The organism is Streptomyces sp. NBC_00637, assembly GCF_045161545.1.
Taxonomy (GTDB): Bacteria; Actinomycetota; Actinomycetes; order Streptomycetales; family Streptomycetaceae; genus Streptomyces.
Genome location: NZ_CP109047.1, coordinates 384,904 through 400,465 on the forward strand (window position 1 = coordinate 384,904; position 15,562 = coordinate 400,465).

General features: G+C 71.4%; 17 protein-coding genes. 7 read left to right on the forward strand and 10 right to left on the reverse strand.

The features are described 5' to 3' along the window. Nucleotides 1–40 precede the first annotated feature (40 nt). The 7 genes from OG440_RS39755 to OG440_RS39785 form a co-directional block, all read right to left on the reverse strand. Nucleotides 41–769: a DUF1775 domain-containing protein gene (locus OG440_RS39755; protein ID WP_331753282.1), complete on the reverse strand. Its 729-nt coding sequence runs from the start codon at nt 767–769 to the stop codon at nt 41–43. Continuing rightward, nucleotides 706–1,431 carry a hypothetical protein gene (locus OG440_RS39760; RefSeq protein WP_331753284.1) on the reverse strand — a complete coding sequence of 242 codons (726 nt, stop codon included), beginning with the start codon at nt 1,429–1,431 and terminating at the stop codon, nt 706–708. The genes OG440_RS39755 and OG440_RS39760 overlap by 64 nt, the downstream gene beginning before the upstream one ends. Nucleotides 1,432–1,536: 105 nt before the next feature. Further along, nucleotides 1,537–1,992, reverse strand: a complete 456-nt coding sequence (locus OG440_RS39765) for a DUF3093 domain-containing protein (RefSeq protein ID WP_331753286.1) — start codon at nt 1,990–1,992, stop codon at nt 1,537–1,539. 115 nt (nt 1,993–2,107) lie between these two features. Continuing rightward, on the reverse strand, nt 2,108–2,776 hold the full coding sequence (locus tag OG440_RS39770; protein ID WP_331753288.1) for a thioredoxin domain-containing protein: 669 nt from the start codon (nt 2,774–2,776) through the stop codon (nt 2,108–2,110). Beyond that, nucleotides 2,773–4,803 (reverse strand): cytochrome c oxidase assembly protein, encoded by a 2,031-nt coding sequence (locus tag OG440_RS39775; protein WP_331753290.1) that lies wholly within the window; start codon nt 4,801–4,803, stop codon nt 2,773–2,775. The genes OG440_RS39770 and OG440_RS39775 overlap by 4 nt, the downstream gene beginning before the upstream one ends. Then, nucleotides 4,793–5,422: a copper resistance CopC family protein gene (locus tag OG440_RS39780; protein ID WP_331753292.1), complete on the reverse strand. Its 630-nt coding sequence runs from the start codon at nt 5,420–5,422 to the stop codon at nt 4,793–4,795. The genes OG440_RS39775 and OG440_RS39780 overlap by 11 nt, the downstream gene beginning before the upstream one ends. 67 nt (nt 5,423–5,489) lie before the next feature. Next, entirely contained in the window at nt 5,490–6,161 is a 672-nt protein-coding gene (locus OG440_RS39785) for a hypothetical protein (protein ID WP_331753294.1), read from the reverse strand. Nucleotides 6,162–6,444: 283 nt separating this feature from the next. Here OG440_RS39785 and OG440_RS39790 point away from each other — a divergent pair, with 283 nt between their 5' ends. Further along, the gene (locus OG440_RS39790) at nt 6,445–7,458 is read left to right on the forward strand and encodes a cation diffusion facilitator family transporter (protein WP_331753296.1); all 1,014 of its coding nucleotides are present in this window, start codon (nt 6,445–6,447) and stop codon (nt 7,456–7,458) included. 174 nt (nt 7,459–7,632) lie between these two features. Here the strand turns inward: OG440_RS39790 and OG440_RS39795 are convergent, their stop codons facing one another. Then, nucleotides 7,633–7,998: a peptidoglycan-binding domain-containing protein gene (locus OG440_RS39795; RefSeq protein WP_331753298.1), complete on the reverse strand. Its 366-nt coding sequence runs from the start codon at nt 7,996–7,998 to the stop codon at nt 7,633–7,635. Nucleotides 7,999–8,415: 417 nt separating this feature from the next. Here OG440_RS39795 and OG440_RS39800 point away from each other — a divergent pair, with 417 nt between their 5' ends. The 3 genes from OG440_RS39800 to OG440_RS39810 are packed head-to-tail and all read left to right on the forward strand — an operon-like array spanning nt 8,416 to nt 10,120. Then, entirely contained in the window at nt 8,416–8,751 is a 336-nt protein-coding gene (locus OG440_RS39800) for a metalloregulator ArsR/SmtB family transcription factor (RefSeq protein WP_331753300.1), read from the forward strand. Continuing rightward, nucleotides 8,751–9,488, forward strand: a complete 738-nt coding sequence (locus OG440_RS39805) for a cation transporter (RefSeq protein WP_331753302.1) — start codon at nt 8,751–8,753, stop codon at nt 9,486–9,488. Before OG440_RS39800 ends, OG440_RS39805 begins: the two co-directional genes overlap by 1 nt. Continuing rightward, nucleotides 9,485–10,120, forward strand: coding sequence for an isoprenylcysteine carboxylmethyltransferase family protein (locus OG440_RS39810; protein WP_331753304.1), 636 nt, complete (start codon nt 9,485–9,487; stop codon nt 10,118–10,120). The genes OG440_RS39805 and OG440_RS39810 overlap by 4 nt, the downstream gene beginning before the upstream one ends. 202 nt (nt 10,121–10,322) lie before the next feature. Here OG440_RS39810 and OG440_RS39815 read toward each other — a convergent pair whose 3' ends face one another. Together OG440_RS39815 and OG440_RS39820 are read right to left on the reverse strand one after the other, a co-directional pair. Further along, a complete protein-coding gene (locus OG440_RS39815) occupies nt 10,323–10,946 on the reverse strand; it encodes a DUF305 domain-containing protein (protein WP_331753512.1) in 624 nt (207 codons plus the stop codon). Nucleotides 10,947–11,056: 110 nt separating this feature from the next. Further along, nucleotides 11,057–11,731 (reverse strand): DUF3105 domain-containing protein, encoded by a 675-nt coding sequence (locus OG440_RS39820; RefSeq protein WP_331753306.1) that lies wholly within the window; start codon nt 11,729–11,731, stop codon nt 11,057–11,059. 1,601 nt (nt 11,732–13,332) lie between these two features. On the opposite strand from OG440_RS39820, the gene OG440_RS39825 reads away from it, so the two are divergent. From OG440_RS39825 to OG440_RS39835, 3 genes are all read left to right on the forward strand, one after another. Further along, nucleotides 13,333–14,061 carry a tRNA-dependent cyclodipeptide synthase gene (locus OG440_RS39825; RefSeq protein ID WP_331753310.1) on the forward strand — a complete coding sequence of 243 codons (729 nt, stop codon included), beginning with the start codon at nt 13,333–13,335 and terminating at the stop codon, nt 14,059–14,061. A gap of 89 nt (nt 14,062–14,150) precedes the next feature. Beyond that, entirely contained in the window at nt 14,151–14,528 is a 378-nt protein-coding gene (locus tag OG440_RS39830; protein ID WP_406011630.1) for a BlaI/MecI/CopY family transcriptional regulator, read from the forward strand. Further along, nucleotides 14,525–15,508, forward strand: coding sequence for a M56 family metallopeptidase (locus OG440_RS39835; protein ID WP_331753314.1), 984 nt, complete (start codon nt 14,525–14,527; stop codon nt 15,506–15,508). The genes OG440_RS39830 and OG440_RS39835 overlap by 4 nt, the downstream gene beginning before the upstream one ends. Nucleotides 15,509–15,562: the final 54 nt, after the last annotated feature.

Consider the following 15,562-nt stretch of genomic DNA (forward strand, 5'->3'; position numbering starts at 1 on the left):
GATGCGCCCGGGACGGCCGTGGGCGCATCACCGCGCTCTCTCAGCTCTGTGCCGAACCCTTGCGGCGCGTGACCAGCCACCAGGCCCCGGCGCCGAGGAGGGCCAGAGCCGCGAGCACAGCGCCGATGACGACCCCGTTGGACTCGCTCTCGTCCTTCTTCGGTGCCGCGGCCGTCTCGGAGGCCGCGGCCGGGCTGGCCGATGTCTCAGCCGGCGGGGTCGGACTCGGCGTGGGACTCGCGGACGGGCTGGGGACGACAGGCTTGGCGCCCGGCGCGGCTGCCTTCAACTCCAGGACCGGGGCAGGCTGTTCGGGCTCGGCTCCGCCGTCGGACAGTTCGATCCAGCGGGAGATCTTGCCGTCGCTGTAGGTCTCGACGGTCTTGAAGGCGATCTCCTTCGCGTCCGGCAGCTGCCGCACCTTGATTTTATGCTCGGCGTCGACGCCGGCCTTCAGCGCCGGGCCGCCGACGGTGTACCCGTCATCGGTGGCCTTCAGCTTCCAGCCCTTGGGAGCCTCGTCGAGCGTCACGTCGGCAGGGGCGATGTCCTTGGGCAGGACGATGCGCAGTTCGGTGAAGCCCGCGTCGGCGGACTCGGCCTCGGAGACGAAGCTGAGGGTGACGTTCTCGGCGAGGGCCTGCGGGGTGTCGGCCTCGACCTCGGCGTGGGCGAAGGCCGGACCGGCCAGCGCCAGGGTGGCCGTCAGCGCGGCGGCGCCGGCGAGCGTGATGCGGCGTGCCGTTCGGGCACGGTAATTCGTGGGCATGGGGAACTCCTTGCCGATGGTGCCGGGCGGACCGAAGCCGCAGCCCGGTGAAGGGGACATTGCGGGACGTGGGTGCGTCCCGGTGGTCCCCTGCGCACCAGCGCGTGTTCCAGGGTGTACGTCCAAGCGGGCGGCGGGAGTTCGAGGCAGCCGGCCAGGCGCAGGACGGGCGGCTCGGTCGGCACAGGGTTGGGCAGGGGCGGCAGCAGGCGGGTCAGGAGGGCGGCCGCCACCCGGTGCAGGGTGCGGGTGGCGGCCAGCGCCGCCGCGATGGCCGTATCCGCACGGTGAAGGAGCCAGCCGGCGGCGAGCGCGGCGGCCACATGAGCGGCCGTCATCGCCGTCGAGGAGTGATGCCAGGCGTGCCCGTCGCCCATGGCCATGGCCGCGTGGCTGTCGCCCGGGCCTGACATGTGACCGCTGTCGGTGTGGTGGGTGCCGCCGAGCCAGGTCAGCGCGAGATGGAGCGAACCCTGAGCAGCCAGCGTGCAGGCGGTGACCGTGGCCAGGGTGAGACGGCGCCGTGCGAGCGGCCACAGAAGGACGAACTGCGCGACGGCGAAAACGCTCACCAGGCGCCAGGGCACCGCGCCCTCGGCGACCGCGTGATGGCCCAGGGCCGCCAGCACGCTCCCGACCAGCGCGAACAGCCCGGCCCGCACGCACGCCCCGGTACCACTCGGCCGCTCACCCGCGGTCCGGCCGTCCCGCCCGGCCACACGGTCACCTGGCACGCTCGCCCCCTCTCCCCCTCTCGCCTCGTCCTGTCAGACGCCGTCGCGGATCGCTTCGGCGAGCCGGTCCGGCGTGCGCGTGGAGAGGTAGACGTACGGCGTGGGGTCCTCGGGGTCGACGACCTCCACACGCACCGCGGTGGTGATGTAGCTGCGCATCACCATGTGCGCGCGCAGGTCCGCCTTGTACGTCCGCCACGCCCGCGCCTCCTCGCCTTCGAGGACCTCGGGCTCGCCGAGCGCGGTCAGGGGGATGCGGGCGTCGCCGACGACGAGCAGGCCGGCGACGACCCGGATGCGCATCGATCCCTGGTTGCTGACCACGAATCCGCCCAGCACGGTGCCCGCCAGCAAGCCGGTCAGGGCGCCGATCAGGCCGTAGGGCAGGAAGATCAGGGCCAGGGAGACGCCGAAGAGAAAGGCGATGAGCCACCAGACTCGCGGGGCGGTGAGACGTTCGTCGTAGGCGGGGGCCTTGGTGGTGGTCACTGCGGTCACCTTGTCATATACGTCGGAGCTGTGCGGTGTGTTCACAGCGCAAGGAAGGCGCTGGCGCGCGGGCAGGGGCTGATGAGGCATCGCATGGGGCTCGGTCCTCCCACGCTCAGTCGGACAGCCGGCCGTCGATGAGGGCCTTGAACGCCTCGTAGGAGGCCGGGGCCTTGACCATCTCGCCGTCGACGAAGAACGTGGGCGTGCCCCGCACCCCCAGACCGAGTCCGTCGCGCTGGTCGTCCTGCACACGGCCGGCCACTGCCGGGTCGGCGAGGGCGGCGTCGAACTTCTTCATGTCCAGGCCGAGTTGCTTGGCGTAGCCGCGGAAGACGTCCTGTTTCCAGTCCTGCGACTCGCCCCACTGCTTCTGGGTGGTGAAGAGCTTGGTGTACATCTCCTCGAACTTGCCCTGCCGGGCCGCGGCTTCGGCCGTGCGGGCGGCGAGTTCGCCGTTGCGGTGGCCGGGCATGGGGAAGTAGCGGGCGACGAAGGTGACGCGGTCGCCGTACTCCGCACGCAGCTTCTCCACGGCCGGGTAGTACGCGCCGCACGCCTCGCACTCGAAGTCGAGGAACTCCACGACGGTCAGTTCGCTCTTTGCCGGGCGGGTGAGGCGATGGCTGCTGTCGCGGACGGGCAGTGCCTCGGCGGCGGGCTGCACGTCCAGGCCACCCGTGCTCTGGTTCTCCGGGGCGAGCAGCACATAGGAGGCAAACGCCAGGGCGAATCCCGCGACGAGCACGGCGGCGGCGATCAGCTGCTTCTTCAGTCGTTTCACGATTCCTCGGCCTTACGGGAGTTGACGGTCCGGCGGTCGCGGGCGTGCAGGCCCGCGAGGTAGGCGTTGTAGGCGGCGAGCGGGTCGCCCGCGTCGGCGCGGTCGATCTGCCGGTCGACGCGGCGGGCCTCGCGCTGGTCGGAGCGCACCCACTGGATCGCCAGGATGATCGTGGTGAGCAGGACGGGGATGTCACCGGTGGCCCAGGCGATCGCGCCCGCGTTGTACTGGTCGTCCATCGGATACTCGACCCAGGGCCTCTCCAGCTGCGACCACCAGCCTTCACCGATCAACGCGGTGGAGCTCATCAGCGAGATGCTGAACCAGGAGTGGAAGGGCATCGTCAGGATCAGCGCGAAGAGCCGGCCCAGGTGGGGCGGGCGGCGGGGACCCGGGTCGATACCGATGATCACCCAGAAGAACAGCAGGCCCACTGCCAGGAAGTGCACCAGCATGACCATGTGCCCGAGGTGGCTGCGCATCAGGGTCTCGAACAGCGAGGTGTAGTACACGACGAACGCGCTGCCGATGAACAGCACGCTCGCCACCACGGGATGGGAGATCACCTTCACATAGCGGCTGTGGAGCAGCTTGAGCAGCACCTCGCGCGGACCGCCCGGTTCGCCCTTGAGCGCGGCGGGCAGCGCGCGCAGCGCGAGGGTGGCCGGGGCGCCGAGGACCAGCAGGATCGGCACGGTCATCGCGAGGATCATGTGCTGGCCCATGTGGACGCTGAAGAGCACCTTGCCGTAGACGGCGAGCCCGCTCATGGACGCCAGCACGGTCACCGCCAGCCCGGCCAGCCACGAAACGGTGCGCCCGACGGGCCACTTGTCGCCCCGGGCCCGCAACTTCCGTACGCCCGCCAGATACAGCAGCGCGGCCGCGGCCGTGCCGAAGGCGAACAACGGGTCGAAGTGCCACTGGGTGAACAGCGGTGTCCAGGGGAAGTCGCCGAGCGGCGGCGGCATGGGGAAGCCCAGCAGTTCCTCGGTGGGCGAGACCTCCCCGCCGGAGCCCGGGGCCGGGGTGCGCGACAGGCCCACCGCGAGCCCCATCGCCGCCGCCATCAGCACCAGTTCACCGGCCGCGAGCCGCACGAACGCACCCCGCCTGCCGTCCGCAAGCGCGGGCAGCGTGCGGCGGCGGTGCCACAGGCCGATGCCGCCCAGCGCAGCCAGCGCCACCGTCTTGGCCAGCACCAGCAGGCCGTACCGGCTGGTGAACACCTCGGCGGGGGACGGCAGTCGGACCACCGCGTTGACGAGACCGCTGGCCGCAACCGCCAGCAGCGCCCCGGCGGCAAGCGGGCTGAAACGCCGGACCGCGTCCGCCGCCCGCTCCTCCCGGCGCGCGGCGACGACCAGGACGAAGACCAGCCCGCCGACCCACACGGCCACACCGGCCACATGCAGGGCGAGACTGGCGACGGCCGCGTCGTGGTTGCCGGCAGCGGAGGAGTGCCCGGTGAAGGCGGGCGGCAGCAGCCCGGCCAGCGCGAGGACCAGCATGAGGCGGGCCCAGCGGGCGGTGCCGATGCCCACGCACAGCGTGGCGATCACCCCCGCCGAGGCCGCCATCAAAGCGTATGAGCGGCCCTGGGCGTCGGTGGTGACGAAGTCCGCCACGATCGCGGGGGAAAGCATCTTGCCGACGGGCTGGGCGAACAGGTCAGACAGGGTGAACACCAGCGCGGCCGCCGATGCCACGGCCCAGACTCCGGCCGCCGCGGCGGCCCAGGTGAGGTAGCGCAACTGCGTCGCCGTAAGCCTGCGACCGCCGGGCAGGAGGACGGCCACGAGCAGCAGCGCGCCCACGGTGGCCACGGCGAAGGCGTCCGTGAGGGTCCGGGCGACCGGAAGCCCCCAGGTCGTCAGGCCCCCGGCATCCTCGATGCCGGGGATGGCGGTCGCCGCACCGCCGCCGGCCCAGACGGCGACAACGGCCGCGGCTACGGACGCGAGTGCCCCGCCGGCGAGGACCACCGGCAGCCGGCTCGCCCGTGTCGGGTCGGCGTCAGTCGCCATGGCGGGCCTGCCTGTGCCGACGGAGGTAGAGGCCGGCGCCGAGGGCGGCCGCGGCCAGCACGCCGGCTCCAGCGAGGAGGGGCGTCGTGGATCCGGACGAGGTGCCGGCGTCGGCGGCGGCGTGCTCCGCCTTGGGCGTCGACGCCGTGGGAGGCGCGGCGGCTTGATTCGTGGGCGTGGGCGTGGGCGGGGAGCTGGGGGCGGCCGTCTCATTGACGGTGAAGGTGTACGAGCCGGAGACGGGGTGCCCGTCCTTGGAGACGACCCGGTAGCCGACCGTGTACCGGCCTGCCGTGGAACCTGACGTGAGCGCGAGGGTGACGGCCTTGCCGTCGGCCTGCGGCTCGCCGTCGGCGACGGATGTTCCCGCCGGGCCGGTGACGGCGACCTTGGCGTACTTCTGGGTCATCGGATCGCTGAAGGTCAGCGTGAGCTGCGGGGGCAGCCCGGCGAGCGTGGCGCCCTTGGCAGGGCTGGACGCTTCGAGGTCGGTGTGGGCGGCGGCCTGCGGTGCGGCGACGGCCAGGGCCGCGAGGGCGGCGGGTACCACGAGGACGCGTGCCGTCCTACGGGCGGCACGCCGGTCGGTGGCGAGCATGAAGGCGGGGCTCTCTGTCATCCCCGGCGGCGCGGGCCACCGGGACGGGCGGGGCCGGCCCGTCGAACCGGTCCGCGTGTCCTACCCGTCAGGGCAGGCAGGGACCGCCGATCGGCAGGGGCCGGCGAAGGGCGAGGGGGCTGTTCCCACGACGTGGGGGAGCCCGGCCCTCGTTGAGCCGCGCGAGCATGGCCGACTTCAGCGGCGAGGCGCTCTCGCGGACGCCGGTCTGGGGACCCGTTCCGTGGGCGAGGCCGAGCAGCGGCCAGACGAACAGCAGCAGTCGGCGTACGGCCATCAGTAGCGGCCTGCCCTGCCACAGGAGCTGCTCGGTAAGGCCCAGCAGACGGGCGGCGAGCAGCAGGGTGACGAGGTGTCCGGCGAGGAGCACGGCGGGCGGCGGGCCGGCGGCCGCGCCGTGCTCGATCAGCCAGGACAGAGCGCCGGGAGGGCCGTCCTGCGCCGTGATGGCGGCGCAGGCGCCGGGCAGCGAGTAGGCGGCGTGGAAGGCGAGTTGCGCTGCCGCGAGGGCGATGAGCAGTTGAGTGTCGGTGAGCCGCCGCCGCGTCAGGACGACCGCGCCGGGCACTGCCATCAGGACCATCGCCGCCACGACGGCCCACCGCGGAGCGTGGCCCTGTGACAGCAGGTGCCCGGCCAGTGGCAGCAGCACGCACAACGCGGCCAGCGCCGCGGCCCTCGTCCCGCGCAGCACGCCGGACGCCGGGGAGGCGGCGCGGTGCATTTCGAGCGGTCGCATGACGGTGCGGCTTTCAGGGCTTTCCGGGTCGCGCGGGCGATCACGGAGAGGGACGGGACGGCAGGGGCTGTAGTCGGCAGCGTACCCGCCGCCGTGTGCCGGGTTCGCCGCCGGGTCGCCCCGGTGGACACCGGCCTGCCCACCCTCGGAGCTGGTTGGTGTTTCCCCAGGTCAGGGGCGTGTTAACGGACATGACAACGGTCACCGATGCAGCCTTTGGTGATTGCCGGGGCCGTGGGTTTCACTACGAGTCAGGCATCCGTTGCGAGGGGGAAGGCACAGCATGAGCGAGCAAGGTCACGACGATGGCCCGGGGCATGATCACGGGGCGGGCGGGCACGCCGGGCACTCCCACGGGGTGTCGGCGGACGCCGACCGCCGCTGGCTTGCGATCGCGCTGACGCTGATCACGGTGTTCATGGCCGGCGAGGTCGTCGTCGGCATCATGGCCAGTTCGCTGGCGTTGATCTCGGACGCGGCGCACATGCTCACCGATGCCGCCTCCATCGTGCTCGCTCTGATCGCGATGCGGCTGGCCGCCCGCCCGGCCCGCGGCGGCTACACCTACGGCCTCAAGCGCGCCGAGATCCTCTCCGCCCAGGCCAACGGCCTGACCCTGCTGCTGCTCGGCGCCTGGCTGACCTACGAGGCGGTGGAGCGGCTGATCGACCCGCCCAAGGTGGAGGGCGGGCTGATGCTCGTCACCGCGCTCGCCGGGATCGTCGTGAACGTGATCGCCACCTGGTGCATCTCCAAGGCCAACCGTTCCTCCCTCAATGTCGAGGGCGCCTACCAGCACATCCTCAACGACCTGTTCGCCTTCATCGGCACAGCGATCGCCGCCCTGATCGTGGTCCTGACCGGCTTCGCGCGGGCCGACGCCATCGCCACGCTCGTGGTCGTCGTCCTGATGGTCAAGGCCGGGTACGGACTGCTGCGCGACTCCGGCCGGATCTTCCTGGAGGCCGCCCCCGCCGACCTCGACCCGGACGCCCTCGGCGACAAGTTCGTCGCCCAGCCCGCCGTCGTCGAGGTCCACGACCTGCACGTCTGGCAGATCACCTCCGGCCAGGCCGCCCTGTCCGCCCACATCCTGGTCGATCCCGGCGGCGACTGCCACGCCGTCCGCCGCGACCTGGAAGAACTCCTTCAGAACGACTACGGCATCACCCACACCACACTCCAGGTCGACCACGTCCCCGACCCCGTCCTTCAAGTGACCCGGCCCGGCGATGACCCGGCGCACTGCGAGGACCCGCACGGCCCCGTCCACCGGAGCACCCCGCACGCGCACTGAACCGTCGGCTCGGCGCCCCGCTCAAGCGGTCCCGCACTCCACGAGCCCTCGCGGTTGCAGTAGCTCAGGGCGGCGGCGATCCGGCGTTCCTGCTTGGCCTGCCGCCCTCAGTGACTTCACCGGGTCGGGCCCGCGATGTCCTCGCTCGTGCGGGCCTGACCGATGACGGGTTACTCAGGCCGGATAGGGGTCGTAGCAGTCCAGGGCCGGGTGATAGAGCACCTGCCAGGTGCGCGCATCGATGACGCCGCTCGGCGGCAGGCCGTGGCAGCCCTGGATCCACACGATCTTCTTCAGCATGACGGAGCCAAACACCCCATCAAGGGTGAGCTTGGGCGGCTGGCCTCCCCACACGTTGCTCAGGCATTGAGCCTGCTTGACCGCGGCCCCGGTCTGACCGTACGTAAGGGCGGGCCGAGACGTCGCTGAGATGTAGGAACACTTCTCGGGGACGGCTGCGGCGCCCTGCGGCACAGCCAGACCCAGCAACGCGGCTGTGCACAGCGCCGCGCCCAGGGTGACCAGCCTGCGCTGTCTCATGCCGCTCCCTCCGGCCCGGCAGCTTGCTGGGCGCCCGGGCATCCGAGGTCGAAGAGTACGCCCCATTTTCCCCACATTCGGCCAGGCCCGCGAGTTACGACCGGTACCGATCGCACACTGATCGCGGTCATGCACCAACGCTTCCCGAACGGCACATCTGGATCCGCCCGACCCGCAGTTGATGAACGCGGCGTAAGCCACACGGGCCATGAAGTCTTGTGCGGCAGGTGCGCTCGACGGCCGGTCCGCGGAGGGCAGGGACCATCGCCCTGGCCGACAGCCCGGAAGGTGCCGGATGGCCGACGTGGCGGATCGTAGCGACGCGGACGAGCCTGTCGGGGGGAGGTTGCTCCCTGCCGCACCCGCCAGGGTTAATACAAGACTTTCTGAATTCAGGATTTCCTGTATCGTCAAGGGGTGCTGTCCATCGCCACTGACATCGATGCGCTGGCCCGCTTCGGCCGCGCACTCGCCGACCCGATCCGCTGCCGCATCCTGCTCATCCTGCGCGAGGCCCCGGCCCACCCGGCCGATCTCGCCGACAAGCTAGAGATCTCCCGCACCCGGCTCTCCAACCACCTCGCCTGCCTGCGCGATTGCGGCATCGTCGTTGCCGTCCCCGTAGGCCGGCGCGTGCGCTACGAGCTGGCTGATGCCCGCCTCGGCCACGCCCTGGACGACCTGCGTGGCGCCGTCCTGGCCGTCGAGGCGGACCGCACCTGTCCGGACGCCGACGAGAAGGACTGCTGCTGATGTCCTTGCAGGTATCGCTCGGCCCCAGCCCGGCCCGACGCACCCAACTGGCCCGGCGCATACGGCTGCTGGTCGCCGCCACCATCACCTACAACGTCGTCGAGGCGATCGTCGCGATCACCGCCGGCACGATCGCCTCCTCCACCGCGCTGATCGGCTTCGGCCTGGACTCGGTGATCGAGGTCTCCTCTGCCGCCGCCGTCGCCTGGCAGTTCTCCGCCCGCGAGCACGCCGTCCGAGAAGCACGCGAGAAGACCGCGCTGCGGATCATCGCGGTCTCGTTCTTCGTGCTCGCCGCCTACGTCACCGTCGACTCCGTCCGCGCCCTGGCCGGCACCGGCGAGGCGCAGCATTCGACTGCTGGCATCGTGCTGGCGGCCCTGTCCCTGGCGGTCATGCCGTTCCTGTCCGCCGCGCAGCGCCGCGCCGGACGTGAACTGGGCTCCGCCTCCGCCGTCGCCGACTCCAAGCAGACGCTGCTGTGCACCTACCTGTCGGCCGTGCTGCTGGCCGGCCTGCTCGCCAACTCTTTGTTCGGCTGGACGTGGGCCGACCCGATCGCCGCCCTGGTGATCGCCGCCGTCGCGGTCAAGGAGGGCCGGGAGGCGTGGCGCGGCGACAGCTGCTGCGCGGTCCCCATGGGCCCGATGGCCGATACGGAGCAGGACAGCTGCGGTTGCGGCCCCGGCTGCTCGTGCTGCGGACCGCAAACGCAAGAGGAGGCGACGGCCCGATGACGGGCTGGGCCTGGGCGGCTCTGCTGCTGTACGGAATCTGGCTGCTGTCCGCCTTCGGGGTGCGCGCGGTGATCCAGCTCCGTCGTACTGGCGACGCCGGGTTCAGGGGGCTGTCGGGCCGGCCCGGCTCGGCCTCCTGGTGGGCGGGTGTGCTGTTCGTCGCGGCGCTGCTCGGAGCGGTGGCCGCCCCCGCGGCGACGCTCGCGGGACTGCCGCTCCTTCTCTCCGAGGCCCGGCCGGTGTATGCCACCGGGGCGGCGATCACCGTCCTCGGAATCGTCGGCACGCTGGCCGCCCAGACAGCGATGGGCGCCTCGTGGCGGGTGGGGGTGGACCAGGCCGAGCGCACGGCGCTGGTCACCAGCGGTGCCTTCGCCCACGTACGCAATCCGATCTTCACCGCGATGATGGTCAGCGGCGTCGGCCTGGTGCTGATGGTGCCGAACGTCCTCGCGGTCGCGTCGCTCGCCGCGCTGGTCGTCGCCGTCGAACTGCAGGTGCGCATCGTCGAGGAGCCCTACCTCCAGGCGGTGCACGGCGCGGCCTACACCGAGTACGGGGCGACGGCCGGGCGCTTCGTTCCCGGCCTGGGACGGCTGCGCCCGGGGACGCCGGGCCCGGACAGCGGGTGACGTCCAAGGCCGTGCACGAACCAAGAGGAGCCCAGACTCCGGCTCGCCGGAGACTCGCGGGTGTCCTGAAGTCTGTCAGCGGCAGCCCGAGCAGCCAAAGAGCGTCCGCGGATTCGCCCTCCTCCGGCCGTCCGAACAGTGCCCACGGCCTGGGTGCTGCCGTCCGGCCCGGCCGGACGGCAGCACCCCTGAGGTCAGGCCGTCACGCTGTCGCGCCGCGTTCCTTGAGCATGTCCGCCATCAGACCCACCTCGGCCTGCTGCCCCTCCACCATGCCCTGCGCCAGCCGCCGCACCTGCTCGGTCTTGGCCATCTCGGCCGCCGCCTCGGACATGCCGATGCCCCCCTTGTGATGCGCGGTCAGCAGCTGGAGATAGAGGATTTCCGCGGCCTTCCCCTTGGCCTCGCCCAGCTGGTCCATCTGCGCGTTGGTGGCCATGCCGGGCATGAGCGAACCGTCGTGCGGCTTGTACTCCATGCCCTCCATGCCCTCCATGCCGATCATGTCGTGCTCCATCCAGGACATGGGCCCCTCCTGAGAGGACTTCGGCAGGTCCCACACCTCCAGCCAGCCCAGCATCATTCCGCGCTGGTTGGCCTGCGTGTTGATGACGTCGTACGCGAGCCGGCGCACGTCCTCGTCGTCGGTGCGGTCGCGCACGATGAACGACAGCTCCACCGCCTGCTGGTGATGCACCGCCATGTCCCGGGCGAAGCCCGCGTCCGCGGACTGCTGGGACGGCACGGCGTCGGCGGAGCCGGCGGTCGGCCACAGCAGCACCGCGACGACGGCCAGTACGGCGGCGAGTGCCCCCGCGGCCAGCATCGCGACGGTGCGGCTGCCCTGCCGCCGCGCACCGGGCGCTGCATCCAGCTCAGTCTCGTGGGCCAGGTCCTCGTCTGTGCCGGTGCCGTTCATGCGCATGTCGTTCACGCTCACGCGGACTTGCCTCCGGTGCAGGCGGCGCCCGGTTCGGGGGTCTGCTTGCCCTGCACGTACTTGTCGAGGAATTCGGCCACCCGCGGATCGGATTCCTTCTTCACGTTCAGCTGGCGGCCCCAGGCGGTCAGCGTGATCGGCGAGGACTGCGCCTTGAGCGGGCTCATCAGCGTGTACGGGGTCTTGGCGACCTTCTCGGCCAACGCCTTGACGTCCGCCTGGGCGGCGTTGCCGTTGTAGGTGATCCAGACCGCGCCGTGCTCCTGCGAGTGCACGGCGTTCTCGGCCTGTATCTCCTGGGTGTAGACGTCACCGTTGCAGTTCTGCCAGACCTGGGAGTGGTCGCCGCCCGCGGCCGGCGTCATGGGGTAGTCGACCTTCTTGTCGACGTGGTTCTGGGTCAGCTTCGACCAGGTCTTCTCGCCGGAGACCGGGGCCGCCTTGGCCTGTTCCTTGCCGTTGGCGGCGTCGATGAGGTACCAGCCTCCACCCGCGAGCCCGGCCAGGATCGCGGTGGACGCGACGATGGTGATGATGCGGTTGCGGCGCTCACGGGCCCGCTCCGCGCGGCGCTGTTCCTCTATCTTGGCGCGGCGGGCTGCCGTCCTGTCCTTGTTCGCGTTCTTGTTCTTGCCCGTGGTGTTCTTGGTTTTGGGGTTGCCGGAGCCCATGGAAAGGTCCCTTTCGTGCAAGCAGAATCGACGGATGCGATGGCGAAAAACGGGCATCCGGTCTAAGTCCGCAGCACTTGCAGGGTGTACAGGTCCGGCGCACGCGGCGCCGCTGGGCGCTTCCTGACCGCAGCAGCCGGGAAGGCGGCCGGCCGTACCTCCACGCGGGCAGGCCATGCCTGCGGCAGGGGGTGGGGCACCGGTCCAGTGGTTGGGGTGTCCGCCGCAGCCTCAGTGCCGCACCGGCCGTGGCCGGACGAGGCACAGGCATGCTCGGGGATGCCGCCGTCCAAGGCGCCGTACGCGGACGATACGGCCAGAGACTGTGGGACGTGGCCGTGCGTACACAGGCACGCCACGCCCAGCACCGCGGCCAGGGCCACCAACAGGCCCAGCACCACGGAACCGGCTGCCCGCCGTGAACTCATCGTCAGGCCCACTTCCGGAATTCTTCCGTCTCCCAGCAGGTGAACGTACGGCGGGTGAGGTGGTTCTGGTCGGCCCGGCGGCTCCCGACGTTCCATCGACGGTCTTCCAGGGCCGATGCGAGGACAAGCCGTTCGCCAGGGTAGCCGAGGACGAACACGGTGTGGTGCTTGAAGCGGGACATCTGGACGGCCCGGTCTTGGCACACAGATCGTGTCCGGTACTCCCGCCCCCACGGTGACGGGAGCACCGGGGCGGTGCCCCGATCAATCCGCTGGCACCGACGTCGTCGGCCCAGTGTGGGGACGGACGGGGGTCATGACCGCGAGGAGCAGTGACCTCGGCGCCCCGATTGCTGTCTCGCGCCCACACCACACCGGCGCGGCGCCGACGCCGGTATACAGCGAGTCGGTCTCCGCCCCTAGCGGACGTGGATGAAGAGCTGCGGGCGCTGCGTTGGTGGCGGTCGTGTGGGTGCCTCAACCGCCCGAGCCTGGGTAGCGGTGGCGACCGTATCGCTGCGTGGTGTGGGCCGTCCGGGTGATTGGTGCTGTTGAGTGGATCGGACGCTCGAGTTTCCTCTTACGGTCGTGTTGTGCGCCCGCCCTGTAGCAGTGCCCTGCACCGCAGCCTTCTCGGTGTGCTGTTGGCCTGGCTGGTGTTGGGATGCGCATCGACTGCGCTCGCAGGGGCCCGTCCGGGCGTCGACGGGCGGTGCTCTTCCATGGCACGGGAAGCCGCAGTCTCGGCCCTCTCCATGAGTCCCCGGCACGCTGACGTCCGGGCCGGAGCCGTTTCGCGTAAGGCCCCGGGCGCGGGGGCTTCCACCTGTATGTCGGGCGGGCACTGCCTCCCGGCTTGTGAAGGAACCGGGCGCGTTCTGCTGCCCCTCGCCGACGACGCTCAGGCCGGCGATCCACTGGTACCCGTTGACGTGCCGGCACCGGGGTCGGCACAGATCGCCAGCCGACCCGGCGCCCCGAGTCCCTATTTACTGCGCGTGATCCGGACGTAGGACTCCCCCCAGGGACTCGGCGCTGATGCTCGCGGCGTCGCACTCCGGTGCGTCTCCTCGTGAGTCCTCGCGCCTGTGCGGACTGCCGCCGTTGACGGCGGCCCCCCTTTGAGTCCCCTGCTGCCGTGCCCTCAAGCCCGCGTCACATGGGGAGTTCACCATGCCCGAAACACGTCTGCCCGCAGAGTCCGACCAGTCCGACGGGGCCGCCGCGCGGTTCCTCGTAGAGCCGCTCACCGACCGGTGCCGGGAGGTCTTCGAAGCGGGCGCCCACGCGTGCGTGGGGATCAGCCCGTTCAACAGCTACTTTTCCGCCGAGCGCATCGCTGCCCTGGCCCGCTGGGCGCTGGGCGCTTTCAAGCGGGTGCACTTCTTCGTCCCGGACACCGCCGCGGCGTACACCCTGGAGGCGCTCGGGTACGCGCCGGAGAGGGCGGCGTGGAAGGCGCGCCGTCAGGGCCAGTACGTACGGAACAAGATCACGCGGGCCTTGGCCGCGGCCGGCATCGACGAGCCCGACGGGCAACTGCTCGACGGGCAGGCGCTGGCGGAGAACGCCGCTTACCGGATTCTGCAGGAGCGGATCGAACAGTGCAGTCGAGAGGATTCCGTCTTCTTCCGGGCCTGCCTGGGGGCTTCGGGCTGGACGCTGGAGCGGCGGCTGCCCGCCGGACAGGAACCGACGCATGAGCAGTTGTGCAGCGCGGTGCGGTACTTCCTGGCGGAACTGCCGCTGTTCCTGGACACCCCAGGGATCACGGGAGAGCCGGCCTCGGTGTTCTGCTATCACCAGGTGCCGGACTTCCTCGACGATCTCTTCCGCCACCGCTTGAGCCTGTGTCCAGCTGATGGGCAGGGCTTTGTGCGCGTGTCGGAAGTGACGCGCTGAGCGGGAGCGCACGCACCGTGTGCCTGGACGGCGCCCCCTGGTCGGCAAGTACCATGCTGCTTAGGTTTTCGTGGACGGAGGCGGCCGGGATGCGGGGATTCGGCGAACTGGAACAGGCGATCATGGATGTCGTCTGGGCCGCGGGCGCGCCGGTGACGGTGCGCGAGGTGCTGGAGCAGCTGAACGGCCAGCGGCCGCAGCCGCTGGCGTACAACACGGTGCACACCGTCACAGAGATCCTGCATCGCAAGGACTGGCTGTCGCGTGCCAAGGACGGGCGGGCGTTCCGGTACGAGGCGACGAAGAGCCGGGAGGAGTACGCGGCCTCGCTGATCGACCAGGTGTGGGCGAGCGGTGCGGACCGTACCGCGACCCTGGTCAGGCTGTTCGACGAGATGGACGCCGGCGAGGTCGCCGAGCTGCGGGCCGCGCTCGCCGCACGGAGCAGCGAGGGGGGTTGGCCATGAGAGTCGCCGTCCTCCTCCTCGCCTACGCCGCTGTCTTGGGCGTCCTCGGTCCCGCATGGCTCGCCCGCGCCTCCTGGACGTCGCGGGCGCCGCGGCTGGGGATCTGGGCCTGGCAGGCCCTGACCGCCACTGTTGCTGTCTCCGTCGCGCTGGCTGGGCTGGCCGTCGCGGTGCCGACCGTGCCGGTCAGCGGCAATCTCGCCGAAATGCTGCAGGCGTGCGTGATGGCGCTGCGGGCCCAGTACGCGGTGCCGGGCGGGGCGGCGGTGGCGGCGAGCGGCACGGTGCTGGCGCTGGCCCTGGTGGGCCGCGTCGGCTGGTGTCTGACCGCCGGTCTGGTGCGGGCGCGGCGCGAGCGGTCCCGGCATGCTGCCGTGCTGTCACTGGTCGGCAGCCACCGGAGTGACCTCGGTATCACCGTGCTGGAAGACGCTCGCGCGGCGGCGTACTGTCTGCCCGGCCGCGGTCACCGGGTGGTGCTGACCACGGCGGCGCTGACGGCGCTGGAGCCGAAGGCGCTGGATGCCGTGATCGCTCATGAGCGGGCGCACATCCGGCAGCGGCACCACCTGGTGCTGGCGTATGCCGAGGCGCTGGAGCGGGCCTTCCCCCGGGTGGCGCTCTTCCGTACGGCCGCCGGTGAGACCCGGCGGCTGGTGGAGATGGCCGCCGATGACGAGGCGACGGCGCGTTCGGGCGCACTGACCCTGGCCGCGGCCCTGGTGGACCTGGCCGGTGCCGGGGCGCCGGTGGCTGCCCTGGCCGCGTCCGGCGGGCACGTGTCCGGGCGGGTGCGGCGCCTGCTCGGTCCGCGGCGGCCCCTGCACCGGGCCGCCGCCTGGGCCGGTGCGCTCGCGGTGGCCGCCGTGCTGGCACTGCCGCTGGTGCTGGCCGCGGAGCCGGCTGTGGCGGCGACCGGCATGAACGCGTGCCCGCTGACCGAGGCCCCCGTCGCCGCGGCCCCGCAGATGCCCGGCTGAGCGAGCGGAGCCCGTCACACGGCCGGTCTGGCCGGGCTGGTAGGTTGACCGCCA